Source organism: Nitratireductor rhodophyticola (assembly GCF_019891355.1).
GTDB classification, from domain to species: domain Bacteria; phylum Pseudomonadota; class Alphaproteobacteria; order Rhizobiales; family Rhizobiaceae; genus Nitratireductor; species Nitratireductor rhodophyticola.
Genome location: NZ_JAHSSF010000001.1, coordinates 1 through 26920, shown reverse-complemented (window position 1 = coordinate 26920; position 26920 = coordinate 1). Strand labels below are relative to the sequence as shown.

The window sequence follows — 26920 nt, the reverse complement described above, 5'->3', positions numbered from 1 at the left end:
CAAACGGGAGCGGCGGCATCCCGCCGCCGCTCACCACTGCTACTCGGCAGCCACCCTGGACGGATTGTTGGGATGTGTCGTCCAGTTGGCATAAGAGGGCTGAACTTTTTCACCCGTGCGCTTGTCGAGCGCGCCGGCGGCCAGCGGCACCATGTCGATGCAGCCTTCCACCGGACAGACATTGACGCACAGATTGCAGCCGACGCACTCCTCCTCGATCACCTCGAAATGGCGTTTTCCGTCCACCATGGCGGTGATCGCCTGATGCGACGTGTCCTCGCAGGCGATGTGACACCGTCCGCATTTGATGCACTGATCCTGATCGATCCGCGCCTTGGTGACGTAGTTTAGATTGAGATACTGCCAGTCGGTCACGTTTGGTGTTGCCCGGCCGATCACATCATCGAGCGTGGCGTGCCCCTTGGCGTCCATCCAGTTTTCCAGCCCCTCGATCATCTCCTCGACGATCTTGAAGCCATAGGTCATGGCGGCGGTGCAGACCTGAACCGTCCCTGCCCCAAGCGCCAGGAACTCGGCGGCATCGCGCCATGTGGTGACACCGCCGATGCCGGAAATCGGCAGACCGGCAGTTTCAGGATCACGGGCGATCTCGGCCACCATGTTGAGCGCAATGGGTTTAACCGCAGGGCCGCAATAACCGCCGTGAGAGCCCTTGCCGTCAATAGTGGGCTCGGGCGCAAAGCTGTCGAGGTCCACTCCCGTGATCGAGTTGATCGTGTTGATCAGCGAAACCGCATCCGAGCCCCCCGCATGAGCCGCGCGAGCCGGTTTGCGCACATCGGTAATGTTCGGCGTGAGCTTGGTGATGACCGGCATGCGCGTGGTCTGCTTGCACCAGCGCACCACCATCTCGACATATTCGGGCACCTGCCCCACGGCGGAGCCCATGCCGCGCTCGCTCATACCGTGCGGACAGCCAAAATTGAGCTCAATGCCGTCGGCCTCCGTCTCTTCCACCAAAGGAAGAATCGCCTTCCAGGCCTGTTCCTCACAAGGCACCATGAGCGAAACCACCAGTGCCCGGTCAGGCCAGTTCTTCTTCACCTGCTTGATCTCGCGCAGGTTCAGATAAAGATCGCGGTCGGTGATGAGCTCGATGTTGTTCAAGCCGAGAAGCCGGCGGTCAGCCCCCCAGATCGCGCCATAGCGCGGCCCATTGACATTGACGACCGGTGGGCCCTCCTCGCCAAGCGTCTTCCAGACGACACCGCCCCAGCCCGCCTTGAAGGCACGTTCGACATTGTAGGCCTTGTCCGTGGGCGGTGCGGAAGCAAGCCAGAACGGATTGGGAGACTTGATACCAACGAAATTGCTGCGAATGTCTGCCATGGGTTTCTCGCTCCTCAGCCGGCCAATGCGCGGTGGATGCTCTCGGCCGCGTCGCGCCCCTGCGCGACCGCCGAAACGGTGAGATCGTCGCCGCCGGCGATACAGTCGCCCCCGGCCCAGACCATCGACATGGAGGTTCGCCCTTCCTCGTCGACCTTGATGCGACGCCCCTCAAGCGAAATCGATGCGCCGGAGCCGTTCAGAACCCCGGCCTCGAAAGACTGGCCGATGGCCTTGAACACCTGGTCGGCGCGCAGGGTCAGTGTCTCACCGGTGCCTGAAAGCTTTCCGTCCTTCAGCGCCGTGTATTCAAGTTCGATCCCCGTGACCTTGCCATTCTCCGCGAGAATGCGCCGGGGCTGCAGCCAGTGCCGGATGACAACGCCTTTGGAGGCGGCCAGATCCTGTTCGAACTCCGATGCGTTCATGTGTTCCTGGCCCCGGCGATAGCAGATCGTCACCTCCTCGGCGCCAAGGAGCCTTGCCTGAACGGCAGCGTCGATGGCCGTCATCCCGCCGCCGATCACGACGACACGGCGACCGACCGGCAGGCTGGCGAGATCCTGCGCCTGACGCAGATGTGCGATGTAATCTACCGCGCTCTCCACGCCTTCAACATCTTCACCCTCAGCGCCGAGCGCGTTGACGCCGGCCAGCCCCATGCCGAGGAACACGGCGTCGAAATCCCGGCTAAGGTCACCGAGCGAAAAGTCCCGCCCCAGCGCCTTGCCTTCCTCAAGCGTGATGCCGCCAATCGCCATCACATAGTCCACCTCGGCCTGGGCGAACCCATCCGGTGTCTTGTAGGCGGCAATGCCGAACTCGTTGAGGCCGCCAGGCTTTGATCTAGCCTCGAAGATGGTGACGTCATGCCCGTGCTTGGCCAGTCGATGGGCGCAGGCAAGCCCCGCAGGCCCCGCTCCGACAATGGCAACCCGCTTGCCGGTTGGCGCGGCACGCTCATAAAACTGTGCGCCTGCGGCCATTGCCGTATCGGTGGCAAAGCGTTGCAGGCGGCCGATCTGCACCGGCTTGCCCTCCGCTTCTTCACGCACGCAGGCTTCTTCGCACAGCGTCTCCGTCGGGCAAACGCGGGCGCACATACCGCCAAGAATGTTCTGGTCGAAGATCGTCCTGGCAGACCCCAGCGGATTGTCCGTGGCGATCTGGCGGATGAACATGGGTATGTCGATCGATGTCGGACACGCCGTCATGCACGGCGCATCGAAGCAGAAGTAACAGCGATCCGCCTCCACAGCCGCCTCATGGCGGTCGAGCGGTGGATGCAGGTCGGAGAAGTTCCTGTCGTACTCCTCACCGGAAAGGCGGCCGGCGGCGATGCCGTCCGCATAGAGACCATCAGCCATTCCGTATTCCCCTTTTGTTATTGGGGAAAGGCTAACGCAGTTTCATTTTTTTATCAATCGGTCAAATTTTAACGCGCCGCACATCCCTTTGAAAAGAAAGATGAATTCTATAATCATATTTTAAGTTGTAGATATTCCTTGCCAAAACGCCGCCGTACAGGTCGGCGTTTTAAAGGATCCGCTGCCGATCCTCACTCAGTAGACCTCGATGGAGCGAATGTCGTCGGTGTAGTAATCGCGCAGGCGTCGCATGCTGCGCTCAATCGTTTCACACCAGCCCGTCAAATTGCGCCGCTCGCAGATGCGCGCCTCGGCCCCGCCCTCAAGACGGACGGACGCAATGCGACCGATCCATTCACGCGGCAACCGTGGGCTTCCGTCACCCGCATCGAAACAGAGGCTCGCCCCGCGAAAATCCGCCCCTTCATAGAAACAGGCCCGTCGCGTGGGTTCAAAGTCCTGCTCATCCCCTGCCCGGCGGCGAAGAACGCGAAAACTGGAAGCCTCGTCACCCCGGCGAAGCAAAGGCACATCGCGCGTGAGCAGGCTGCAGCGCCCGTCACGATCAGGCCACGAACAGATCTCGACCGATGTGCGCTCTCCAACCCGGATCGAAGCGATGCGCCCGCGCAAGCCGCGCACGTCATCTCCGATCCCCGCACAATACCGGCGGCCCTTGAAATTCGGGCGATCATAGAAACAGGCATTGCGCGGCGTGGGGCGTCGATCTCTGCCAGCCCCTCCGGCCTCTTCAAACGCCCTGTCGCGGTCGCGCTCATCCAATTCACGCATCACGAAGTCAAAGATCTCAAGACCAATCAGGGCACCGACACCCGAAATCGGTCGATCCCCATAATGCGGACGCGTGTCACGCAGATACTGCGCGGAAACCCAGCCGGTGCGCCCTGCATAGCCAACCTCGCACCAGGCGTAGCCGCGCGTGCACCGCAATGTCGCAACACGCGCGCCGCGCGGGATGGTGAGAACGGCTCTATGGCGCAGGCCCGGACCCTCGCGCAGCTTCAAATCAGCCGTCGCCTCGGCTTCCACGCCACGCCGTGCGTGGGCGTCATCCGAAAAAGAAACCGACAAACCGGCAAAGGTCAGCAACACAAGCAAAATCTGAACGATCCGGGCAGGCACGCGACTCTCCTTCGCACATCGACTGGCCGGCGCAAAGTGCTGCAAAGTCGTAACGATATCCAGAACAGATCGCTTAAAATGCCAGACGGGACCGCGCTCAGCGCGGCTTCTTGCCGAACACCCGCACATATTCCTCGACACCGCCTTTGGCCAGCGCCTTGGCCTGTTTCACCCAATCGTCGCGTTCGATCCGGCCCTTGAAGCTCAGATGATCGTCCACCCAGTCGCGCTCGGCCTTTTTCCAGGCCGCGATCTGCGCAAAGGTGTAGACGCCGAGATCGTTGAGCCGCGCCTCCAGCTTCGGCCCCACGCCGGAAATCAGCTTCAGATCATCCGGCTTTTTAGGCTTGCGGATGCGGGCGGGCTTCGCGTCTTTTGCCGCCTTTGCGGTAGCCGGCTTGACGCGGGCGGATGCGGCCTGACGCCCGCCTCCGGCCTCCGCCTGAACACGTTTCGGCGAGGAGGAGCCCGGCACGGCTGAGAGGCCTGCCGCAGAAGCCCTGACCGGCTTTCGACCTCCGGCAATCGGCCGGATTTCGCCCTTTGCCTTCGGTTTCTGACTGGCCGCCTTTGCCTTCCCCTGCCGGCGCGCCGATTTGCCGGTTTTCCGTGGCGCATCGAAACTGATCACCGGCTCCATGGATTTCAGAACGTCATCGTCCAGCCAGCAAAGGCTGAAATGTCCGTTGCCCAGATCCTTCAACGGCGGCACCTCCCGTTCGCATTTGCCGCCTGGCACCTGGTCCTTGTACCGGCATCGTGTCTGGAACGGACAGCCCGAGGGCGGATTCATGGCCGAGGGAATGTCGCCTTCAAGCACGATATGCTTCTTGCGGACAGACGTGTCGGCAATCGGGATCGCCGAGAGCAGCGCCTCCGTATAGGGATGATAGGGCGGCGCGAATATCTGGTCGGTCGTCCCCTGCTCCACGATATGGCCGAGATACATCACGACCACACGGTCGGCCAGATAGCGCACCACGGAAAGGTCATGGCTGATGAACAGCATGGTGGTCTTGTTCTTGCGCTGAATGTCCATCAGGAGTTCGGTCACGGCCGCCTGCACGGAAACGTCGAGCGCGGAGACGGGCTCGTCCGCCACCACCACCTTGGCATTGCCGGCAAACGCGCGGGCGACACCGATGCGCTGCTTCTGCCCGCCGGAAAGCTGGCGCGGCATGCGCTCGGCAAAGGCGCGTGGCAACTTTACCAGATCGAGCAGTTCCAGCATGCGCTGCCTGCGTTCGGCCAGCGTGTTGCCGATGTTGAACTTCTCCAGCGTGCGCACGATCTGCGAACCGACAGAGTGGCTTGGATTGAGTGTGTCGAACGGGTTCTGAAACACCATCTGGATGCCGGCCACCGTGCCGGTATCCCGGTCTTCGACCGCCGTGGACTGAATGGGCTCGTTTGCCAGCACCACTTCGCCATCCGTCGCGGTCTCCAGCCCGAGGAGCACCTTGGCAAGGGTCGATTTTCCGCAGCCGGATTCGCCCACAATCGCAACGGTTTCCGATTCCCGCGCCTCAAAGCTGATCTGCTCATTGGCCTTGACGGTCTTGGTATCGCCGCCGCCGAAGATGCTGTTGGCAGCCACGTGATAGTATTTTTTCAGATTTTCGATCCGCAGCATCGGCTTGCCGGGCTCGATCGGCTCTTTGTCTACGAGCGCGCCTTCCGGCAGCGCATCCCAGTCGATCTCACCAAAGCGCAGGCAGCGCGAATGGTGCCGCTCATGCCCTTCGACCGGCAGCATCGGCACTTCGTCCGCATCGCACAGGCCTTCCTTGAAATGCTGGCAGCGCGGGCCGAAATTGCAGCCCTTCGGGCGCTCATGCGGCAGCGGCAACTGGCCGGGAATGGCAATCAAGGGCCTCTCGTTCTTGTCGGCGCCCGGCAGCGGAATGGATCGGAAGAGCCCCTGCGTATAGGGGTGGCGCATCCGGTCGAACACGTCTTCGACGCGGCCCGTCTCCACCGCCTCGCCCGAGTACATCACTGTTACACGGTCACAGGTTTCAAGGATCAGGCCCAGATTGTGCGACACGAAGATCATCGACGTGCCGTATTTCTTGCCCAGCCCCTTCACCAGTTCGACAATCCCCGCCTCGACTGTCACGTCGAGCGCGGTGGTCGGCTCATCCAGCAGGAGCAGCGCCGGTTTTGACAGGAGAGCCATGGCGATGACGATGCGCTGCTGCTGGCCGCCGGAGAGCTGGTGCGGATAAGACCGCATCATGCGTTCGGGGTCGGGCAGTCGCACCGCTTCCACCATCTCCAGCGCTCGACGCCAAGCCTCGTCCTTGGAGACATTGTCGTGGATGAGCGGCACTTCCATGAGCTGCTGGCCGATCTTCATGGCCGGGTTGAGGCTCGCCATCGGCTCCTGATAGATCATGGCAATCTCATTGCCTCGAATCTGCCGCAGCTCCTCCTCGCTCATCTCGGCCATGTCCCGGCCCTTGAACTTGATACGCCCGCCGACGATCTGCCCGACATTGGAAAGATCGCGCATGATGCCGAGTGAAACGGTCGACTTGCCGCAACCGGATTCGCCCACAATGCCCATCGCCTCACCGGGCATGACCTCACAGGAAAAATCCATCACTGCCGGGATTTCGCCGGCCCGCGTGAAGAAGGAGATGGAGAGGTTTTCGATTTCGAGGATCGGCTTACCGCTCTTCTGGCCGCGTGTGATGCTGATGGCTTCGTTCATGGCGTCGCTCTCAGTGTTCATCCTCAATCCTTCAGCGATTGTTCACGCAGCGCATCTGCAAGCAGGTTCAGCCCGAGCACGAAAGACATGAGGGCAAAAACGGGCGGCAGCGCCGGGTGCACATAGGCCCTGAGCAGACGGCTCGATTCCTTGATGCCCGTACCCCAGTCCGGGCTTTCGGGCGCGAGACCGAGGCCGAAATAACCGAGCGTTCCAAGAAGGATGGTCGTGTAGCCAATGCGCAGGCACACATCGACAATGAGCGGACCGCGCGCATTGGGCAGCACCTCCCACAACATGATGTACCAGGGCGTTTCACCACGCGTCTGCGCAGCCGCCACATAGTCACGCGTCTTGATGTCCATCACCAGCCCGCGAACGATGCGGAAAACGCCCGGGGAAGAAGCAAACACCACGGCCACGAAGATGTTGAGCTGGTTGGAGCTGATCGAGATGATGCCGAGCGGATCTGCATCGAACACAAGCCCTACATAGGCCCAGCCGCCGATCAGGAGCGTAAGCGCAAGCTGGATGGCCAGAAGCTGCGGACGGCTGCGAAAACGCGTCCAGAACAGGGTCACGAAGAACACGATCGGGAAGATGAAGAAAACGCCCGCCATCCATTGCGGAATTGGCGTCTCGCGGATGCCCGGCGTCACCAGAAGGTAGAAGAGCAGGATTACGGGAAAGGCGAGGACCAGATTGGCCAGGAACGACAGAAAACTGTCGATCCGCCCGCCATAATAACCCGCCGGCAGGCCGAGCGTGGTGCCCACCATCAGCGCGAACAGCGTCGCCGCAGGCGCGATGATCAGAACGATCTGGCTGCCATAGACCATGCGCGAGAACACGTCGCGCGCCAGCCTGTCCCCGCCGAAGAGAAAGGCCTGCCCGGTTTCCGGTTCGATGGCGCCCGGCAGAACATTCTTCATGATCGGAAACTGCGCCAGCGGGTCGAAAGGCGCGACCGTACCCGCGAAGATCGCCGTAAACAGCCAGAAAAAGCAGATCATGACGCCGGCAACGCCGACACCCGTTTCAAACAACTGGCCGTAGAGGCCGAGCCGTTCACGGAAACTCGTGCTGAACAGCAGAATGACCGCCAGCGCGATCCACACCGGCCAGAAGCGCGCCAGCACGCCAAAGATGATGCCGAAGGTTCCAAGGCTTTCTATCTGCATCGCGTGTCCTCCCTACTGCACGCGAATGCGCGGGTTGAGATAGGCATAGCCCACATCCGAAATGAGCTGGGTGGACAGGACGACGAAGACCGACACCAGAGAACAGCCTAAAAGCAGGTCGATGTCGTTGTTGCTGGCCGCCTCCACCAGCGTGAAGCCAAACCCCTGATAGCGGAACATTACCTCGACGATGACAACGCCCGTCAAAAGCCAGGGAAACTGCAGCATGATGACAGTGAAGGGGGCGATCAGCGCATTGCGCAGCGCGTGCTTGATCACCACGGCGCGAAAGCCCAGCCCCTTGAGGCGGGCGGTGCGGATATATTGCTGCGTCATCACCTCCACCATGGAGGCCCGTGTCATGCGCGCGATATAGCCGATGCCGTAAATCGCCATCGTCATCACCGGCAGGGTGAAATTGTAGAAGGAGATACCCTGCCGCGTGGCTGTCGCGGCCGAGCCGTTCAGCCATCCGAGCCATGAAGCGAAGACCACGGCGAAGATCACGCCCGACACATATTCAGGCGTTGCCGTGGTCGCGATCGATGCGACGGACAGTGTTCGGTCCGTTCGTGTGCCCTCCCGCATCCCGGCAAGAACGCCGATCAGAAGTGCGACGGGAACCATCACCACCATGACCCAGAACATCAGGATGCCGGTAGCGCCAAGGGCCGGAAAGAGCTTTTCGGCAACAGGCACCTTGAACTTGGTTGAACAGCCAAAGTCGCCCTGCAGGATGCCGCCGTAATAGGGTTCCGCCGGTTCATCGCAATAGGAAAACCGCGGTGAAGCCACCCCGGTTTCCGGGTCGATATTCGGCTGTTTCTGCACAACGCCGAGCCACTGGCCGTACCGTACGAAGAAATTCTGGCGATAGCCGTTTTTCTGAAGCCAGCTTTCGAGCTGCTCAGCCGAGGAGCGCATGTCGAGCTGACTGATGGCGAGCTTCTTCAGATTCGGTTCTAGATTGACCAGAAAGAAAACGACAAGTGTCAGACACAGCATCGTCAATGCCATGACGCCCAAACGTCTTAGAATAAACCCAAGCACGGTTTCCCCTTCCCCCGTTTGCGGAGGTTGTTATTGATTGCCTGCGCAAAAGGGGGCCTTTCGGCCCCCTGATGTCCGGTCTCAGCCCTCGTCGAGCCAGACCTTTTCCAGATCGATCTCAAAGGTCTGGTGCATCCCGTGGTTCTTCACGGCCTCCACCGAGTGGTTATAGAGCTTGCGCCAGTAGGGCTGGAGGATGATGCCCGAGCCCTGGATGATCTCCTCGATCTTCTTCATCACCTCGCGGCGATTGTCGGGATCGGGAATGGCCAGCGCCTCCTCGATCAGCTTGTCGAGCTCCGGATTGGAATAGGCGGATTCGTTCCACGCCTCGCCCGTGCGATAAGCGAGCGCCACCACCTGGATGCCCAGCGGACGCATGTTCCAGTTGGTCATGGAGAAGGGATACTTCGTCCAGTCGTTCCAGAAGGTGGAGCCGGGCAGCACCGTGCGCTTCACCTTGAAGCCGGCCTCGCGCAACTGGGCGGCGATGGCGTCGCCCGTGTTCTTGTGCCAGTCCTCGTCCACGGTGATGAGCTCGTGCTCATGGTCCATCTGGCCGGCCTCTTCCATGAGCGCCTTGGCCTCGTCCAGATTGCGCTCAAGCTTCGGCAGCTCCGCATATTCAGGATGGATCGGGCAGACATGGTGGTTCTCGGCCACCTCGCCGGCATTGTTGTAGCCAAGCGCCAGAACGGTCGTGTTGTCGACCGCGCGCTGCAGCGCGCGGCGCACCTTCTCGTCATCATAAGGCTTGTTGTTGACATTGGTGCGCGCCACGATCGTTGTGGCGGTGGTGACCTCTGATTTCACCAGGCCGAGTGAATCGAGAATGTCCACGAAATCGGCGGTGGTCTCGTAGTTCGTGTGGATTTCCCCGGACTCAAAGGCGCTGACGGTCGCGGACGGATCCGTGCCGTAGTCGATGAACTCGATGCCATCGAGATAGGCTTCGCCACCCCACCATTTGCCGTCGGCCCGCTTCTTCAGCTCCACCCGGTTGCCCACTTCGTAGGACACCAGCTCGAAGGGGCCGGTGCCAATGGGATTGGCGACAAAATCGCGGCCCGTCTCGTCAAAGCTCGGATGAACGATGAGGGCCGGATAGTCCGACATGCCGGGGATGATCGAAATATCGGGCGCCGACAGGTTGAGCTTCACCGTCATGTCGTCGACCTTCTCGATCGCGCCCTCGCGCGCCTTCTTGGTCTCCGGATCGACGAGCGAGGCCATGCGGGCCGGCATGGAATTGCCTTCCACGGTCTGGTCGCACCAGCGGTTGAAGTTGTAGATCACGTCATCTGCCGTGAAGGCATCGCCATTGTTCCAGGTCACGCCCGGGCGCACGTGAAGGATGTATTCGGTCGCATCCTCGTTGACTTCCCAGCTTTCGATAAGCTTGCCCTCGAAGGTGAAATCGCGCGTGTACTTCACCAGCGGCTCAAGTGTCTGGCGCATGGCGTTTGCGATCTCCGACCAGTCGGCCGTGCGCGGGTCTTTCGGGTCCTTGATGAACATGGCGACACGCAGCGTCCCGCCCATTTTTGGCTCCTGCGCCATGGCCCGCTCCGGGGCGGCGAGGCCCAGCATTCCATAGGCTGCCGCCGTCGACGCGCCGAGCGCGCTTGCGAGCGCAAGAAACTCACGCCGGTCCATTCGGCCGGCTCGTGCCTCATCCGCCATTTCGGCAACGCGGGCCGGCACCTTCTCGCCATTGCTCTTGAAAAACGTCATCGACGCACTCCCATTATCTACCGTTTTCGGTTCGCGATTAGCATTTCCCATCCCGCCCCCGATGTCAAAATTCCCCGGGGTTCGGAAATCGAATTCTGCAACTTTTTCGACAATTCCAATGACGGGTTTGCGACAGTATTGCCGCAAAAACTACATGAAGAGCCGATTCCGCAATAATGAAGTATTTCACCCAACTGACAGACACTGACCCGGAACAGCGCACCGGACGGTAACGGCGCGCAACGGTCGATTGACGATGCCGGAGCCAGTTGCTAAGCGATTTCGGTTCGCTTGAGGTGCTCCGGCAGGTGTCCGCCCGCCGGAGGAAAAGGGAACACGGAACGGTCATTCTTCAATGGACCGCAGCCGTGGCTGCTCCCGCAACTGTGAGCGCTGAGGCTCCTCCAATGCCACTGGGTGCAAGACCCGGGAAGGCGAGGCAGCCGACGAAGCGCGAGCCAGGAAACCTGCCTTAGGCCGTCACCGACCGGATGCGGGACGCTTCCGGGGCTGTGTTTCTCGCAGTGGTGGCGATTGTCATCGCTGGCGGGGGGATTGAAGTCAGGCGTCTGTCGCTCTCCAGCAAACCGGAAAAACTTGGTTCTGGAGCATACGCATGCGTTCATATCGACACCGAAACTCTATCCTGTCCAGCACGACCGCGCTGATACTGGGCTTCGCCACGCTCACCACGCAGGCCGAGGACTTTGAGCTCGACACACTGGTCATCACCCCCAGCCGCACCCCAACGGAGGCAACGAAAGTGGGCTCCACGGTGGAAGTGATTGGGCGCGAAGAGATCGAAGAACAGTCTCTGCCGCTTGCGGTGGAATATCTTGACCTTTTGCCGGGTGTAAACCTGTCATCGCCAGGGGGCGTGGGCGCGGAAGGCAGTCTGTCGATCCGCGGCGCACCCCGCCGCTACGTGAAAACCCTCTACAACGGCATCGACATTTCCGACCCGACCAGCACCCAGGTGCAGACATCCTACCAATATCTACTGTCCGGTGGGCTACAGAGCATCGAAGTCCTGAAGGGCTCGCAGAGCACACTCTACGGCTCCGACGCCATTGCGGGAGTGATCAGCCTGTCAACACTGGACGACGTCGAGCCCGGCATCACCCACATCCTTCACGGTGAAGGTGGTTCGCATGGCTCGTTTGGGGGTTCCTACGGTTTCAGAGCTGGCAGCGAGCAGTCGAAACTCTCCATCAACGCCACGGGCTTCCGCACCGACGGCATCTCGGCCGCAGCCTCCGGCACCGAGCGCGACGGCTACGAGAACATCACGTTCGATGCAAATGCCGAACGTGCGTTCTCCGAAGTTTTCTCCGTCTTCGGATCGGCGCTTTATATCGACGCACAGGCCGAGTTCGACAATCAGGGTTTCGGCACTCTTCTGCCGAGTGACAATCCAACGGCCACCAACCACAGCAGACAACGCGCAGGCCGCGCCGGTTTCAATCTCGACCTCATGGACGGCCGCTTCCGCAACACGGTCTCCGTGCAGGCCTTTGACCTCGAACGGTCGATTACCGGCACGGGCTTCGATGGAAGCTATAATGGTCGCCGCTACAAGGCCGACTATCAGGGCGCTTTTGACGTCAATGAATGGCTGGTCGTTCAGGGCGGCGCAGATTACGAGCGCCAGAACGCGGTCTTTCCTGCCGGCTTGTTCAATCCGGAGATTGATTCCAGTTTCTGGATTGCCGGGGTCTGGGGTGAAGCCATCGCCACACCGTTGGAAAACCTGACGCTGACCGCCGGTATCAGACAGGACGAACACAGCGAATTTGGGGGGCACACCACATATCGCGCGACTGCGTCCTATCTCTTCGATCAGACCGGGACGCGCCTGCACGGCTCCGTGGGAACCGGCTTCCGCGCGCCGAGCCTCAACGAACTCTTCGGTCCTTTCGGCGCAAACCCCAACCTTCGGCCCGAAACCAGCTTCGGCTTCGACATCGGCGTTGAGCAGCGTTTCTGGAATGGAGCGGCGGTCGCCGATCTCACCTACTTCCAGCTCGAGATCGACGATCTGATCGGCTACACGACGCACTATCAGCAGATCGCGGGCACGTCGCGCCAGCGCGGCGTCGAGGCCTCGCTCCGCTATGCCGCGACCGACTGGCTGGTCCTCACCGGCGCCTACACCTATACACACTCGGTAGACCAGAACGACGTTCGCCTGACGCGCGTGCCACGCCACGAAATCGGCCTGACCGCCAGCGTGAAACCCGCAGAGAAGTGGACAATATCGGCCTCTGCCAGGACGGCCATGGATACGGTCGATACCGGCGGTTTCAAGCTTGACGATTATCTGCTTGTCAACGCCAAAATCGCCTACAAGCCGACCGAGGACACTGAACTCTATGTGCGGGCGGAAAACCTGCTTGATCAGGATTATCAGACGGTACGCGGCTACAACACACCCGGCTTCGGCGTCTTCGCCGGCTTCCGCGCAAAGTTCGCTCCCTGATGCTGGGGCGCCGGAGATGCCTCCCTCGCCTTTCCGGCCTTGCTCTTCTGGCCGGCGCGCTTCTTGTCGCGCCGGTTTCGGCCGCGCCAAAACGCGTCATGTCGCTCAATCTGTGCACTGACCAGCTTGCCATGACGCTGGCCGGGCCGGATCAGCTCGTCTCCGTCTCCTTCCTTTCGCGCGAGCCGAGCCTCTCAATGCTGCATGAAGAAGCGCAGGCCTACCCGGTCAATCGCGGACTTGCCGAAGAGGCGTTCCTTGAAAAGCCCGACCTCGTGGTCACCGGCACCTACGCGCTCCACAACACGACCGCCCTCTTGAAAAGGCTGGACTTTCATGTCGAGGAGTTTTCGTTCGCGCAGACCCTCGAGACCATTCCGGGCGAAATCCGCCGTATGGGCGTGCTCCTCGGTCAGGAAGAGAAGGCGGAAAGAATAGCAGGCGATTTCACAGACGAACTCGAAGCAATTGCCGCACGCCAATGCGACAGGCGCCCCACCATGATCGCCTACGATCAGAACGGCATCGCGCCAGGCGGCGGCACGCTGGGCGATTCCGTGATGCGTGCCGCGGGCTTCGCCAATCTGGCCGCCGATCTCGGTGTCGTCGGTATGGCGCCCTTTCCCCTGGAAGAGGTGATCGCCGCCCGGCCGGACGTCATCAGCATCAGCAGAAAACAGGACGCGCCGACACTCGGCGAACACGTGCCGCGCCATCCGGCGATTGCCGCCCTTCCCGAAACCCGCATCGGTGCATTCGTGCCCGAAGGCTCCCTGTCGTGCGGTGCCCCGGGAGTGATGGAAGCCGTGCGCGCGCTGGCCGCACTTCGCGCCGAGATCGCCCCCTGCCCGCAGGACGCGACGCAATGAAGCTCTCCACCTCGCTTGCACTCCTCACACTCGCGCTGTTCGTTGTGTCGCTGCTGGTCGGTCCCGCCGAACTGGGCCTCGGGAACAGCATATCCGGCCTTTTCGCCGGCGGCGGCGAGGCGGCGGCCATCATCATGCGCGAAATCCGCCTCCCACGCGCCCTGCTCGGCCTTGCCATCGGTATTTCTCTCGGGCTTTCCGGCGCGGTGCTTCAGGGGTTTCTGCGCAATCCGCTGGCGGAACCCGGCGTGATCGGCGTCTCCTCCATGGCAGCGCTCGGCGCGGTGGTGGTGTTTTACTCAGGCCTTGCCGGAAGTTCGCTCTACGCCCTTCCTGCCGGCGCGCTGATCGGGGCGCTTCTCGCCGTTCTGATCCTGCTCGCCATCGCCGCGCGCCAGGGCTCCACGCTCACGCTCATCCTCGCAGGTGTGGCGCTCTCCAGTCTCGCGGCAGCGCTCACCTCGCTGGTTCTCAACCTGTCGCCCAACCCCTTCGCCGCCTATGAGATCATCTTCTGGCTGCTGGGGTCTCTGAAGGACCGATCCATGGAGCATGTGGCACTCGCCTTGCCTCTCATGGCCTGTGGCTGGCTCCTGATCGCACTGTCGGCCCGCGCCATCGATGCGCTCTCGCTGGGCGAGGAAGCGGCCTCCAGCCTCGGCATTCACATGGGCCGCGCACGCTTCCTGATCGTCGCCGGTGTGGCACTCTCCGTTGGCGCGGCAACGGCGGTCGCCGGCACCATTGGCTTCATCGGCCTCGTGGTTCCGCATCTCATCCGCCCGCTGACCAGCCGAATGCCAAGCAGCCTCCTTCTGCCTGCCGGCCTCGGCGGCGCCGCGCTTCTCCTCGCCGCAGACATCGCCGCGCGGATCGTCCTGCCAGCCGGCGAACTCAATGTCGGCGTTCTGACGGCGCTGATCGGCGCGCCCTTCTTCCTGTGGCTCGTTGTCCGCGCCCGCCGGGAGATGCTTTGATGAACCTTCACGTCGACAATTTGAGCGTGAGGCTCGGAAAGAGACAGGTTCTCGATGCCGTCAGCTTCGACACTGAACCCGGACAGGTGATTGGCCTTCTGGGGCCGAATGGCGCCGGCAAATCCACGCTCATGCGCGCGCTGAACGGGCACATTGCCGCCGAGGGCGCCATGCAGCTCGGCGAACACGATCTCGCGGCGATCGGCCCAGCCCAACGCGCCCGCCTCATCGCCTATCTGCCGCAGCAGAGAACCATAGGCTGGCGTCTCTCCGTGCGCGATCTCGTGGCACTCGGCCGCCTGCCATGGCGTGCCTTCGGCCAGCGCCCAGATGTCCGGGACGAAGCCGCGATCGCCCGCGCCATGGCAATGGCCGACATTGCGCCGCTGGCCCGCCGGGTCGCCACCGAGCTGTCGGGCGGCGAGCAGGCCCGCGTCCTGATGGCGCGTGCAATCGCGCAGGAAACACCACTCCTCATCGCCGATGAACCGGCCTCCGGCCTGGATGCCGCGCATCAGATCATGCTGATGCAATCGTTGAAACGGCTCGCTGCCGAAGGAAGGACCGTGCTGGTCTCGCTCCACGATCTGACGCTCGCTGCCCGCTGGTGCGATGAGGTCATACTTCTGAACCAGGGGCAGCGTGCAGCGCTCGGTAAACCCGAAGCCGTGCTGTCGCCGGAGAATCTGGCAAGGATCTACGGTGTGACCGCCCACCGCGCCCATGACGAAAGCGGCCTGATCATCGCACCGGTCGGGCTCACGGACACGTCCTCGTCCGGCTAATCGGCGACCCGTTTCTCCATCGCTGCCCTGGCATTGAGGAGTCCGTCGCCAAAATCCTCGTCACGGCCCGGATCGCCGAGGTCCACCGCAGTGGTTCGCAACAGTTCCGAAAGCGCCTCCGGGGCAGCGTCTCCGCCAGCGTGGATAAGATTGGCAATCGCTCCAGAGACAACCGCTGCGGCAAACGAGGTGCCCGTCACCACATCCATGCCGCCGGGAATGGGGGCCACCACATTCACGCCCGGCGCCGAAAGATCGATATAGCGGCCGCGATTGGCCTTTCCCATCACCCGGTCATGCACATCCGTTGCCGTCACGGCGATCACACCATCATAGGCCGCAGGATAGCCGAAAGGCGCGCCGGGGCCGTTGTTGCCGGCAGCGGCAACAAGCACGACACCCCGCGCCATCGCATTGCGGCAGGCGGACGAGAAAAGCGGGTTCTCCGGCCCGACAAAGCTCATATTCACGATCTGCGCGCCCTCTTCCACCGCCCAGTCGAGCGCGGCCAGAAGCACATTCGTGCTGGAGATACCGCCCTCGAAAGCCCGTGCATGGAGGAGCCGTACGCCGGGCGCCATGCCGCGAAACGGCCCATCGCCAGCAATCAGCCCAGAGATGGACGTGCCATGCTCCCGGTCTTTCACCGCCATGTCGGGGAGCGCGTCAAACACGCGTGCCACACGGTCGACAAGGGCCGGATGCGCCTCATCCAGCGCCGTATCTATCACGGCCACGCTCACATTCTCGCCGCTCGCCGCACCGGCATCGAGTGCGATCCGTTCGAACGCATAATTGACGACGCCTGCCGCCTGCTGAAGCTGAAACACGTGGTTCGGCACACGATCTGCCAGCCGGCCGTCACCCTCGAGCTGCGCAAGCACAAAGGCCACCGGACGACCATCAGAAATGCCAAAGCGGGCTATGGTGCGCCCGAGCAACCCGGAGGCACGGGCCGAGCGCAACTCCAGACCGAACTGGGCGGCCACGGCGGCAGCCACATCCGCATCGCCGTCAAGAGTGACAAGCACCTCGTCCGGCACAAATGCCCCGGAGATGGCGCGTTGCGGCGCGACAGGTCTGGCAAGAGCCCCCGCTCCCGCCGTCGTGGGAGGAGATGCTGCTGGGCCAGTGCCGCCATCCGAAACATCGCCATTTGTTGAAGGCGCATCCCCGGATGTCGCGGGCTGCGCCGGCGCAGCCCCGCCCGTCCCCGGCCCAAAAAGCTCCGCCAGCATCTGCGGCAGATAAACCACGTGCCGTTCGCCGGAGGCTGCGCGAGCCTGCGTTTCACCGTCCGCAGCCTCGGCTGGTGCGGTGGTCTGGGCATGCGCTGCCATTGCCAGTTGGGCTGTGATGGCGATACCCGCCAGGATGCGTAAAACGAGCCTAGTCATCGCCCGGTCTGCGTCCGGTCACAACGGTTTCCACAAATTCAGCCTTTTCGAGCCCGGCAACAATTGCGTCGTATTGCTCCGCCGTTTCGGCGGGCACAAGAACACGGTAGAGCCCACCCGGCAGCGGTCCGGCGGCGATCTCGGCACCGCTTGCCTCCAATAGTGCCGAGACATCGGCCATGGAGGCATCCGCCGCAAACGTCACGAAGGCGAAGGGTGCATCCTCGCGATCCGCACCGGCGACGGAATATTGCTCCGTTTGCGAAAGATTGAGCCAGACCGTCTGGCCCACGAGAATGGCGAGCGCCAGCCCGGCGGCCACCCAGGCAGCCTGCACCGGCAGTGAAGGCAGAAAGCCGGCCAGCCTCTCACGCAGCGAGGGTCTGGCAGCCCTTTCCGGCCCCGCCTCTTCGGCCAGCGCCTCTGAAAAACGCGCCAGCGCATCGGCCGGCGGGTGGACCGCCTCATTGTCGGCAACGGTCGCCGAATACTCGCCCTCGGCTTCAGCAAGCGAGGCCATCGCCTGCGGGTCGGATGCGAGCCACTCCTCGACCTCGCGCAGTTCCGCGCCCGAAAGCGTTCCGTTCAGGAAGAAGGGCAACAGCGCCTCAAGCCGGTCGCGTCGGTTTGATTGTGCGTTCTCGCTCATGGCCAGCCTCGATCATATCCTGCCGCCTGCAGGGCTTCTCCGAGCTTCTTGCGGGCGTAAAACATTCTGGTTTTCACCGTGGCGACGGGGACGGAAAGGATTTCGCCGATCTCGGTCACCGACTTGCCGTGATAATAGGCGAGATCCACCACGGTGCGATGCTCCTCGGACAGCGCGTTGACGAATGAGCGCAGGGCCGCCGCCTTGTCATCCTTCATGGTTGCGACCTCGGGCGTGTCGGCGCTGTCGGCAATCGCCTCCGCCTGCCCTTCATCCAGTGCGCTTTCCCGTCGCTTGCGAAGGGCCGAAAGCGCCTTGAACCGCGCGATGCCAAGCAGCCAGGTGGAGACCTGAGAGCGCGCCTCGAAGCGCGGCGCCTGGCGCCACACCTCCAGAAACACTTCATTCGCAATCTCGTCTGCCATGGTTTCCGATCCCGTCTGGCGCATCACGAAACGGAACACCCGCGTGTGATGCCGCATGAACAAGAGCCGGAGCGCCGCCCTGTCGCCGCGCGCCGTTCTGGCCACGAGCACGGCATCGGATGTTTGCTCCGCCGCACCGCTCATGGCCGACCCTTCGAGAGTGTGTCGCGCGACGGGACGTTTCGGTTCATCGCTTCCCCCAGTTTCTGAAAAGCTAGTCCATTTGCGGTTCGGTGGAAACAGAATTGCCTTCACCTACCGGCTTTGCGGCGCTCATCAGTGTGAACCTTTTCACAGCCTCGTCAGACAAACCCTGCAGGGTACGCATGGTGCGCACCCGGAAAGGAGTGTTCTGATGACACGGCATATCGACTGCAAACGGTCGTTGAAGCCGCCGCGGCGCATGGCTGGGGCGGTTTTGTTGACCTTGCGTAAGCCGAGGCGTAGGCTCTCCCATGACGGGGTTGAAATGAACCTCGCTTCGGGGGGATACACCGGAACAAAGGGGACCGGGCGCGCAAAAGACGCCCATCCGGCAGCCTTCCGAAACGGTTTCGGGAGGCAAGTTATGGGGCAGAACCACGGGTTCCCGGCACGGCGTGACGGGAGCGGAGACCTCCATCCCGGCTCAAGCGCCAGGCGCTTTCTCAAAAGCACCGCCGTCATTGCGCTCGCCGTCATGGCGGGCTTTTCAGCACATGCACCCGCGAGCGCGCAGGAAAACGCGATCATCCAGCCAGGGTTCATGGCCGTGACCGGTTTTCCCGGCACGCTCATCCCCGGTTTCGAGGAAGGTCTTCTGCCCGGCGTCGACCCGGTGGACGAAACCTTCATCGACACCGAGCGCGCCTCGCTGCGCATCTTCGACATGACCTGGCTCGGCGCCCCACCTGAGGGGCAGGTGGTCTTTACGCCACCGCCCTTCGAAGTGCCGGCCTCCGAAATCGGCCAGGTGTTCGGCCTTGCCTATGATGACGGTAAGCGCGAAGAGACCACGGCCATCGTGCCGAACCTCTATGCGGCGGCCACCTCCCTGCACGGCCTCCAGATCGTCACGGAAGACGAAGACGAGGACGGGCGGCCCGAACGGCAGCGCCGCGGCCAAGCCGGTGCACGCTTCATGGATGGGCAGTTCGGCGAGAAGAATGGCGGCGGACCCGGTTCGATCTGGAAAATCGACGGCATCACGGGCGCCGTGACCCTGTTTGCCAATATCGACACCAACAGCGGACCCGGCATCGGCAACATCGCCTTCGACCGGTCACACCGCCAGTTCTTCGCTTCCGATCTCGACAGCGGTTTCATTCACCGCATCGATATCGACGGCAATCTCATCGACACGTTCGATCATGGCGTGGACGGCAGGCCGGCACGCGGGCTCGACCCCGTGGCCGACGATGGCGCCGTGATGGACATACAGGGTGCTGCTTTCGACGCGGAAGAGCCCAAAAGCTGGGGCTACACGCAGGAAGAGCGTCGCGTCTATGGCCTCGCCATGCATGGCGGACGCCTCTACTACGCGGTCGGTGAGGAAGCGGAAATCTGGTCCGTGGGGATCGCCCGCGACGGCACCTTCGCCGGCGACCCACGCTGGGAGCTGACGGTGGAAGCCGAGGAAGACCTTCCGGTCACCGACATCGCCTTCGACACGCGCGGCTTCATGTACCTTGCCCAGCGGGGCGAGATCGAAAACCGCTATGACTACTCAAGCTTCGCCGACAGCGGCGAGGCGTCGGTGCTGCGCTACTGGCGCGAAAGCCCCGACGATCCCGAAACCGAAAGCATCTGGGTGCCGGCACCGCAGGAATATGCAGTCGGTTTTCCCGAACCATACCGACAGGGAGCCGGCGGCATAGACCTGCAATATGGTTATGACGCCGAAGGCTTCTTCAACCGCAATGCCTGCGCAGCCACGCTGGTGAAAACCGGCGACAGGCTGCGCGACAACCCCGCCCTTGAAGAGCAGCTCATCGAAGGCGGGCCGCTTGCCGTTCATGGCGTACAGCTTACGAGAAGCACGCTCGTGCGGCCAAAGAACGAACCGCCCTTCGGCTCGTGGTTTGCCGATTTCGACGGTTTCTTCGAAGACCCCGAGGTCAAGGGGCATGTCGGCGACGTGGAGGTCTGGCGTCCCTGCGAGGGCCGCGCCGGCTACTATGAGCCTATCCCCTATCCGGGCGACATTCCCGTCCCCGGCTGGCCGCCCGGCTTCCCGCCGCCCAACGATCTCCCGCCCTGTATCGAGCTGGAGACGGCTGCGTATTTCTGTACGCCCGCGGGGCTTGAAGCCGATCTCTACATCCATGACCGCGCCGGCATCGGTGGCGATTCGCTTTCCGCGAAATCGCTGACGCCCGGCGTCGGCGTTTCCCCGTCCAAGCAGACGGTCCCCAGCCTGGCCACGCCGTTCACTCTCGGCATCAACGGCCACATCCCTGGCGAAACCGTCGATCTCGGCCTGTGCTTCTATAAGCAGTCCGACGCCGAGGCGGGTGGCTACTTCCCCTGTTGCAAGGTGACGTTGCCACTTGAAACGCCGCTTGAATCCTGTGCGCCGTGAGGAGGAAGAGATGATCATGTTCACTTTTCCCGCCGACCGGACCACGGTCAACAACGTCATGGAGACGATCATGAAACCCCTTGCAGAGAAAGCGCGCTCGCCGCGCTGGCTGCTGGTGGCGGGCATGGCGCTCTCCACCGCGCTCATACCGCTTTCCGGCATCAATCAGGCCAGAGCACAGGACCGGACGATCGAAGAGCTTGAGGTTCTCGAAACGCCGGGCGACGCCGAAGGCCCACGCATTGAACTTGAGCCATTGGAACCCGCAGTCGAGCCCGCTCTGACGCCTTTCCTTGAAAAGCGTGGAACACAGCTCAATTGCGATTATGTGGAATACCGCCTGCGCCTCGGCGTGCGCGGCACACCTGATATGATCGCCCATCCGGGCCTCGACGCGTTTCTAACCAATGTAACCTTCGAGTTTACCGATCAACTTCCCGCCAATCTGTCGATTGTCGACGCCACTTTCAGCGGCGACATCATCGGTGCTGGCGGCGGAGCCGTTCCACCCCATGTGGTCAGCACGACCGCAACCCTGGATGACACGCTCACCCAGTCGGACTTCCACCTTTCCGCCGCCGATCTCGACGGCGACGGCAGTCTGACCGAGCGCGCCATCGACATCACCATCAAGGCAAAGATCGACCAGGCGGCGTTCCCTGCCGCAACCAATGTCGACAATCAGGCCAATGTGGCCGTGATCCGCACGGCAACCGGCGGGCTTGTCGCCACCATTCCGTCGCACGATCCCGCCCTGCCGGACGACGGTGACTGGAAGACGGGCGACCCGACCACCATCGCGATCGATGTAACGGATTGCGAGCCGCCACCGCCTCCCCCGCCACCCGGCGACGGGCCGGAAGAAGCGTGTTTCTCGGTCGAGACCGGTGAGGTGGACTGCCTTCCCGGCGGCGGTGCCTATATCTATCGCATGGATGTCGGTCCGGAGATGGCAGGCAATGTCGTCACCGTGACCTCCACCACACCCGGCATCACCATCGATCCGCCGAGCCAGCCCGTTCCGGCCGGCGGCGGGACGCTGGAATGGGAAATCACCGGTGCACTGCCCGGCGATACGGTGCATCTGATCGTCACCGGCATCGAGACCTATGCGGGTCCGGCCGAGGGCGTTGGGCTGTGCTGTTCACAGGTGGTCGACATTGAAATCCCCGAAGACCTTGAATGCCCGCCCGACGATGAAGGCGAGCCCGACATCAAGGTCGAGAAGCGGGCCGATGAGGCCGAATGCGAGATCGACGGTTCGTGCGATTTCACCATTCGCGTTTCCAATGCGGGTGACGCCCCTTACACCGGCAAGATCGTGCTGGATGAGGTAACGACGCCCGGCAATGCAACGGTGGTCTCGGGACCCAACGCCCCTTGGACCTGCGTTCCGATGGCAAGCCCCATGTCCTGCGAACACCCCGAAACGACCCTCAATCCCGGCGAATTCGTGGAGCTGAAACTCGGCTTCCAGCCCGGACCGGCATGGAGCTGGAGCGCGATCCGCAACTGCGCCGAATATGACTACACGGCCAGCGGCAAGGATCCGTTCGGCGATCCGACCAACGACAAGGCCTGCGCCACAATCGCGATCTGCCTGCCGGGCGATCCGGCCTGCACGCCGCCGGAGAACGACATTCCGGATATCGCCGTGCGCAAGCGGGCGGAACCCACGGTCTGCACGCCGGACGGTCTCTGCACCTACGTCGTGACCATCCTCAATGCCGGTGCCACGCCGATCAACGGTCCCGTCAGCTTCGTGGACACGTTCCCGGCCGGTGATGTGGCTTCGGCGTCCTTCAGCCCCTCACCGCCCTGGTCGTGCGCGCCGCTCGCCGGCAACACGTTCCAGTGCGACCATCCGGGCCTGAACCTCGTGCCGGGCGCATCGACGGACATTCTCGTGACCACAATCGTTGGCGACTATCCGACAAACGAAGTCGAGAACTGTGCGAAGGTGACCGCGCTTGAAGGCGAAACCAATCTCGCCAACAACGAGGCCTGCGCAACGGCGACCATACCGGGCATCCCGGGCGGCCAGCCGCAAATGCGCATCCAGAAGACCTGTGAGCCCACCGTCTCGCTCGCCGAAGGTGTGTCCTGCCGCATCACGGTCAGCAATGCCGGAACGGCAGCACCCGTCGGCCCGGTTCGCGTCAACGACGCCGCCGAGATCATCGGCAGCGGTGCGCCGGTCAATATCCAGACTGTCACGCCGGACGGTCCGGAATGGTCCTGCGGCGCGGTGCCTGCGGCCAATCTCACCTGCGAGATTCCCGGCGCCGTCATGACGCCCGGAACCGCGCGGCACTTCGATGTGACGGTCAATGTCTCACCCAATGAGCGGTTCGAGAACTGCGCACGCGGTTCCTTCGGCCCGGCTCCGGGAGACGACATCGTCTATCCCATCGGCGAGGCCTGTGCTGAAGGCGGCACCCAGATCTCGGTCGAGAAAACCGGCGATGCAGAGTGCCTGCTTGGCGAGCCCTGCACGTTCCAGATCACCATCCGCAACGAAGGTCCGTCATCGATCTCCGGTCCGGTTCGCATCGGCGATGCGCTTCGGGTCGAAGGGTTTGGCGGCGTACCGGCCCGGATTGTTTCGGTGAACCCGCCCTTCGGCTGTTCGCCCGAACCGACCGAGCTTCCCTTCGCCTGCGAAGCCGACCTCACCCTTGCCAGTGGCGAAAGCCGCACGCATGAGGTGGTTGTCGAGCTGCCGGAAGATGGCGGTCTCGCCAACGCCGTGGGCAATGGTGCATCGGGACGCAACTGCGCTGCGGTGATCGACCGTGGAGCGGATGTGCGCACCGCGCCGTCCCTCTCAGGTGCGCCGGATGGTGCTGGAGATGGCCGTGCCTATGACTGCCACGACTTCACGGTTCTGGCGGATGAGGATGAGGATCAGCAATGTTCGCCGGGTCTCGTTCTCAATAATGACGGGCGCTGTGTCTGTCCGGAAGGCACCACCTTCCGCAACGGCCAGTGCGTCGGCACGCAGACCGCTCCGGTCCCACTGCCCACGCCGCGGCCAACACCGCCGCGCGAGCCGGATCCCAAGCCGCAGGCAGATCCCCGGCCGCAATGCCGGCTCCTGCCGGGCCAGATCCGCACGCGCGATGGCCGTTGTGTCTGTCCACGCGGAACGCGCCTGGCCAACGGCCGCTGCGTCAAGCCGCAGGTCGAGCGCGAATGCCCGCGGGGCACGACGGGCACGCCGCCCAATTGCCGGCCGATCCGCCAGCAGTGCCGCCTGCTTCCGGGCATGATCCGCACCCAGGATGGACGCTGCGTCTGTCCGCGCGGAACACGTCTGGTGGCCGGTGCCTGCCGCAAGCCGGAGGTGCAGCGTCAGTGCCCGCCGGGAACCACGGGGCGCTATCCCAACTGCGCACCCATCGTGCGGCCCCGCTGCCCCCGTGGGACGACTGGCACGTTCCCCAACTGCCGCCCGGTTGTGCAGCGCCGCTGCCCGCAGGGCACAACGGGAACCTTCCCGAACTGTCGTCCGGTCGTGCAGCGCCGCTGCCCGCCCGGCACCACGGGCAAATACCCGAATTGCCGGCAGATCCGCGTGACGCCGCCTGTCAACCGGTTGCCCCGGCAGCAGCTTGATCGTCCCCTGCGCATCAATCCGCAACTCCTGCGGCCGCGCGACAAGGGCAACCAGCTCCAGTAACCGGAGCACCTCTGGAAAATGGCCCCGCCGGCAAAACCGGCGGGGCTTCTACAATGCTCTTGAGGCAGGTATCTTCTTTTCACCCGCTCCCGATAGAGACGTCACCGCTCCGCGGCTGCGTCCAGTTCAAAGCCTGAATATCCCGGCGGGCGCACTTTGCCGGTGAGCACACGCGTTTCAATGTCGAGGCGATACCGCCCTCCCCACCTTCGCCAGTGTTTCCTGATACGCTTTTCCACCCAGGCAAGGCGGGTTCTCGCAAGCGTTCGGCTACCTTCATTGTCAAGATAGCTCAGCCGAAGGACGGAGGGCTCCCTGTCGAGAATCTGGATAAGCTGGTCGATACCGGACAGCCAGCCCTGACTGAGAGCGCTTGTCCCGCGAACGAAAGCATCGCTCCGCAGATCCAGCCGCACAACGCGCTGGATCGATGCACCGAAATTGACCTTAGTCATCTTTCCTGCCGTCAGACGCACCACACGCACATGTTCCGTCGTGAGCCGGTATCCGGAGGGCAGCGTACGAGCATCGAGCTTGATGACAAAGTTGGTCCCCAGGCGCTGATCTGGCAGCGCAGCGCATGGTATGTGGAAGCGACCGGCCGGGTCGGTTGTTATCAGCTTCCCCTCCACCACGGCCAGCCGTACGCCCGGCAGGCCGAACTCCTCGTCATCTGGATATCCGTTGCGATTTCTGTCGTCGAAGACCTTCCCGATCACGTCACCGCAGTCGAAGACGGGTTCCGCTTCGATCTGAACGCTGGCTTTGGCTTCCGCGGAGATCCGGCGGCCGAGAGGATCGGCCAGAACCGCTGTATTGACATAGACGCCGGGACCTATGGAGGCAGGCGCGTTCATGCTCAGGCGGATTTCGACGGAGCTTCGCGCCTCCACGGAAATGTCGTCGAACAGCAGCGAGCGGCCGTTAACGACCGGGGCAGCCGGCGCTCCGTCAATCAGCGCAGAACCCTCAATGAAGCGGAATCCGGCGGGAAGCTGATCCTCGACTTTCAATCCGCGAACGGGCACATCGCTGTTGTTGGCAACGACGATCGTAAACGGTGCCTGTTCGCCCCGACGGATCGTCGGTCTTTCGGCCATCTTGCTGATTGTCAGGTTTTTGCCTCCTGCAGGCAAGGTAAACGAGAACACGCTTTCGTTTGAGGCGAGCTGAAATTCTTCGCCGCCGCCGTCCACAACCGAGCCACGCGCGACAGCTGAATTCCTGACAGCCTCGAGAAGTCCTGCACCATTGTCGATGTCGGCCTGCGTGAGAAGATATGTGGCTGAGAAATGCCCTGTTTCACCAACATCCAGAGAGTGCGTTTGCGGCCGTATGTCAGACAATCGACCGTTCGCGGCATGCCCGTTAAATTCCGGACCTTCGTCCTCGATCCGAATATCTGTTACCGCTATTTTGCCGGTATTGACGACTTCGTACTCGTAGTGGAGAACGTCACCAGTAGAAGCCAGGCCGTCACCATCGATATCGGTGAACCCGCCCGTCTTTTTCAGGCTCAGCCCGGGAAACTGGAGCGGGAGAACAACGCATTGCTCGGAGGGGCATTCCGGGTCCGCCGCATCAGGAATTTTGGCAAGATTGACGACCGTATCAGCCGTTTCCGAAAGCCGCTCGGCGACCGAGGCCTCAACTGTCAGAACGAGCTGCCCGTCAACACTGCCCTCACGCTGCGGAACCGTTAAACCTGTCCAGTCGATGATCCCGCCAGCATGAACGCCGCCATCGCTTGCATCGACAAACATGAGATGCGTGTCCAGTACATCACGAACGGAAAAACCGTCGGCGGCGCTGCCCGTATTGGTCAGGACGATTTCGAAAATCAGGGTTTCCCCAAGCTCTGCGAGCCCGGGAACGGCACCATCCTCCGACACGAGGGATTTGGAAATACGCACATTCGGCGGGATATGGTTTTCGGTGCTGCAGGAGATACAGTCTCCATTGCTTGCGACCACGCTGTTGGACAGCGTCACCGGCGCATTTTCGGCCACGACGGCTGTATAGCTGATACTGTGGCTTCCAGCCGGCGTGCCTGCAGGCAGTGTAAAGGACAATTCCGGCGCCGCGCCCGTCTCCGCCGTAAATGGGCCGGAATTCGTGATATTGCCGAATTCGAGCCCGGTCCCGAGCGTATCGGTGAGAATGAGATCCTGCGTGGTCGCTCCTTCGGCAACCACGGTTGTCAGCGTGTAGGTGAGTGTGTCCCCGATCTGGACATTCGCGCCGTCTCCGACATCTGAACTCTTTGTCGTGTTAAGCCTGACCAGCGGGTTTTCTGTCGCACACGAACCGCATTCGCCCACATCCGCAACCACCGCATTGGACAACGGTCCCGACGCGTTGTCAGAGACCGTCGCCGTATAGGACACACTGTAGGTGCCGGCAGCCGTTCCGGAAGGAAGCGTGAAGGTGAGTTCCGGTGCACCACCGGTATCGGCGGCAAACGATCCGATATCTGTTACACTGCCGAAGTCGAGTCCCGGCCCCAGCGTGTCTGTCAGAACCAGGTCCTGTGTCGTCGTTCCTCCGGTGACCACG

The 26920-nt window shown here is 62.5% G+C and carries 17 protein-coding genes and 1 riboswitch; of the genes, 6 read left to right on the top strand and 11 right to left on the bottom strand.

Going from position 1 to position 26920, the window contains the following annotated elements; all coding sequences use genetic code 11:
* Positions 1-39: 39 nt before the first annotated feature.
* The 7 genes from preA to KUG85_RS00055 form a co-directional block, all read right to left on the bottom strand.
* A complete protein-coding gene (gene preA, locus KUG85_RS00085) occupies positions 40-1350 on the bottom strand; it encodes an NAD-dependent dihydropyrimidine dehydrogenase subunit PreA (protein WP_223003737.1) in 1311 nt (436 codons plus the stop codon).
* Between the two features lie 14 nt (positions 1351-1364).
* Positions 1365-2717, bottom strand: coding sequence for an NAD(P)-dependent oxidoreductase (locus KUG85_RS00080; protein WP_223003736.1), 1353 nt, complete (start codon positions 2715-2717; stop codon positions 1365-1367).
* Between the two features lie 195 nt (positions 2718-2912).
* On the bottom strand, positions 2913-3860 hold the full coding sequence (locus KUG85_RS00075) for an SH3 domain-containing protein (protein ID WP_223003735.1): 948 nt from the start codon (positions 3858-3860) through the stop codon (positions 2913-2915).
* A gap of 97 nt (positions 3861-3957) precedes the next feature.
* Positions 3958-6597 (bottom strand): dipeptide ABC transporter ATP-binding protein, encoded by a 2640-nt coding sequence (locus tag KUG85_RS00070; RefSeq protein ID WP_456094045.1) that lies wholly within the window; start codon positions 6595-6597, stop codon positions 3958-3960.
* A 2-nt stretch (positions 6598-6599) separates the two neighbouring features.
* Positions 6600-7757 carry an ABC transporter permease gene (locus KUG85_RS00065; RefSeq protein ID WP_223003734.1) on the bottom strand — a complete coding sequence of 386 codons (1158 nt, stop codon included), beginning with the start codon at positions 7755-7757 and terminating at the stop codon, positions 6600-6602.
* Positions 7758-7769: 12 nt separating this feature from the next.
* Positions 7770-8774 (bottom strand): ABC transporter permease, encoded by a 1005-nt coding sequence (locus KUG85_RS00060; protein WP_255606205.1) that lies wholly within the window; start codon positions 8772-8774, stop codon positions 7770-7772.
* 114 nt (positions 8775-8888) lie between these two features.
* Positions 8889-10541 (bottom strand): ABC transporter substrate-binding protein, encoded by a 1653-nt coding sequence (locus KUG85_RS00055; protein ID WP_065814890.1) that lies wholly within the window; start codon positions 10539-10541, stop codon positions 8889-8891.
* A 277-nt stretch (positions 10542-10818) separates the two neighbouring features.
* A riboswitch (cobalamin riboswitch) is annotated at positions 10819-11030 on the top strand.
* 127 nt (positions 11031-11157) lie between these two features.
* Here KUG85_RS00055 and KUG85_RS00050 point away from each other — a divergent pair.
* The 4 genes from KUG85_RS00050 to KUG85_RS00035 are packed head-to-tail and all read left to right on the top strand — an operon-like array spanning position 11158 to position 15651.
* Positions 11158-13020, top strand: coding sequence for a TonB-dependent receptor plug domain-containing protein (locus tag KUG85_RS00050; RefSeq protein WP_223003732.1), 1863 nt, complete (start codon positions 11158-11160; stop codon positions 13018-13020).
* A complete protein-coding gene (locus KUG85_RS00045) occupies positions 13020-13889 on the top strand; it encodes an ABC transporter substrate-binding protein (protein ID WP_223003731.1) in 870 nt (289 codons plus the stop codon). The genes KUG85_RS00050 and KUG85_RS00045 overlap by 1 nt, the downstream gene beginning before the upstream one ends.
* On the top strand, positions 13886-14866 hold the full coding sequence (locus KUG85_RS00040) for a FecCD family ABC transporter permease (protein ID WP_223003730.1): 981 nt from the start codon (positions 13886-13888) through the stop codon (positions 14864-14866). Before KUG85_RS00045 ends, KUG85_RS00040 begins: the two co-directional genes overlap by 4 nt.
* Positions 14866-15651 (top strand): ABC transporter ATP-binding protein, encoded by a 786-nt coding sequence (locus KUG85_RS00035; protein ID WP_223003729.1) that lies wholly within the window; start codon positions 14866-14868, stop codon positions 15649-15651. Before KUG85_RS00040 ends, KUG85_RS00035 begins: the two co-directional genes overlap by 1 nt.
* Here the strand turns inward: KUG85_RS00035 and KUG85_RS00030 are convergent.
* From KUG85_RS00030 to KUG85_RS00020, 3 genes are read right to left on the bottom strand one after another with little or no spacing between them, the layout of a single operon-like run.
* Positions 15648-17048, bottom strand: a complete 1401-nt coding sequence (locus KUG85_RS00030) for a S8 family serine peptidase (RefSeq protein ID WP_223003728.1) — start codon at positions 17046-17048, stop codon at positions 15648-15650. The genes KUG85_RS00035 and KUG85_RS00030 overlap by 4 nt on opposite strands.
* On the bottom strand, positions 17041-17697 hold the full coding sequence (locus tag KUG85_RS00025; RefSeq protein WP_223003727.1) for a hypothetical protein: 657 nt from the start codon (positions 17695-17697) through the stop codon (positions 17041-17043). Before KUG85_RS00025 ends, KUG85_RS00030 begins: the two co-directional genes overlap by 8 nt.
* A complete protein-coding gene (locus KUG85_RS00020; RefSeq protein ID WP_223003726.1) occupies positions 17694-18266 on the bottom strand; it encodes a sigma-70 family RNA polymerase sigma factor in 573 nt (190 codons plus the stop codon). The genes KUG85_RS00025 and KUG85_RS00020 overlap by 4 nt, the downstream gene beginning before the upstream one ends.
* A gap of 424 nt (positions 18267-18690) precedes the next feature.
* Between KUG85_RS00020 and KUG85_RS00015 the strand changes: the two genes are divergently transcribed.
* Together KUG85_RS00015 and KUG85_RS00010 are read left to right on the top strand one after the other, a co-directional pair.
* Positions 18691-20682, top strand: coding sequence for an NHL repeat-containing protein (locus KUG85_RS00015; RefSeq protein WP_255606204.1), 1992 nt, complete (start codon positions 18691-18693; stop codon positions 20680-20682).
* A gap of 10 nt (positions 20683-20692) precedes the next feature.
* Complete coding sequence (locus KUG85_RS00010; RefSeq protein WP_223003725.1) at positions 20693-24364, top strand: DUF7929 domain-containing protein; 3672 nt, start codon at positions 20693-20695, stop codon at positions 24362-24364.
* 101 nt (positions 24365-24465) lie between these two features.
* Here the strand turns inward: KUG85_RS00010 and KUG85_RS00005 are convergent.
* Positions 24466-26920: DUF7507 domain-containing protein (locus KUG85_RS00005; protein ID WP_223003724.1), on the bottom strand; the 2455-nt coding region annotated here is incomplete at its 5' end.

Coding starts and splice junctions, on each gene's coding strand:
- KUG85_RS00010 (WP_223003725.1), top strand. CDS start 20,693: ATGATCATGTTCACTTTTCCCGCCGACCGGACCACGGTCAACAACGTC.
- KUG85_RS00025 (WP_223003727.1), bottom strand. CDS start 17,697: ATGAGCGAGAACGCACAATCAAACCGACGCGACCGGCTTGAGGCGCTG.
- KUG85_RS00015 (WP_255606204.1), top strand. CDS start 18,691: ATGGGGCAGAACCACGGGTTCCCGGCACGGCGTGACGGGAGCGGAGAC.
- KUG85_RS00040 (WP_223003730.1), top strand. CDS start 13,886: ATGAAGCTCTCCACCTCGCTTGCACTCCTCACACTCGCGCTGTTCGTT.
- KUG85_RS00045 (WP_223003731.1), top strand. CDS start 13,020: ATGCTGGGGCGCCGGAGATGCCTCCCTCGCCTTTCCGGCCTTGCTCTT.
- KUG85_RS00030 (WP_223003728.1), bottom strand. CDS start 17,048: ATGACTAGGCTCGTTTTACGCATCCTGGCGGGTATCGCCATCACAGCC.
- KUG85_RS00055 (WP_065814890.1), bottom strand. CDS start 10,541: ATGACGTTTTTCAAGAGCAATGGCGAGAAGGTGCCGGCCCGCGTTGCC.
- KUG85_RS00050 (WP_223003732.1), top strand. CDS start 11,158: ATGCGTTCATATCGACACCGAAACTCTATCCTGTCCAGCACGACCGCG.
- preA (WP_223003737.1), bottom strand. CDS start 1,350: ATGGCAGACATTCGCAGCAATTTCGTTGGTATCAAGTCTCCCAATCCG.
- KUG85_RS00060 (WP_255606205.1), bottom strand. CDS start 8,774: ATGGCATTGACGATGCTGTGTCTGACACTTGTCGTTTTCTTTCTGGTC.
- KUG85_RS00080 (WP_223003736.1), bottom strand. CDS start 2,717: ATGGCTGATGGTCTCTATGCGGACGGCATCGCCGCCGGCCGCCTTTCC.
- KUG85_RS00020 (WP_223003726.1), bottom strand. CDS start 18,266: ATGAGCGGTGCGGCGGAGCAAACATCCGATGCCGTGCTCGTGGCCAGA.
- KUG85_RS00070 (WP_456094045.1), bottom strand. CDS start 6,597: ATGAACACTGAGAGCGACGCCATGAACGAAGCCATCAGCATCACACGC.
- KUG85_RS00035 (WP_223003729.1), top strand. CDS start 14,866: ATGAACCTTCACGTCGACAATTTGAGCGTGAGGCTCGGAAAGAGACAG.
- KUG85_RS00065 (WP_223003734.1), bottom strand. CDS start 7,757: ATGCAGATAGAAAGCCTTGGAACCTTCGGCATCATCTTTGGCGTGCTG.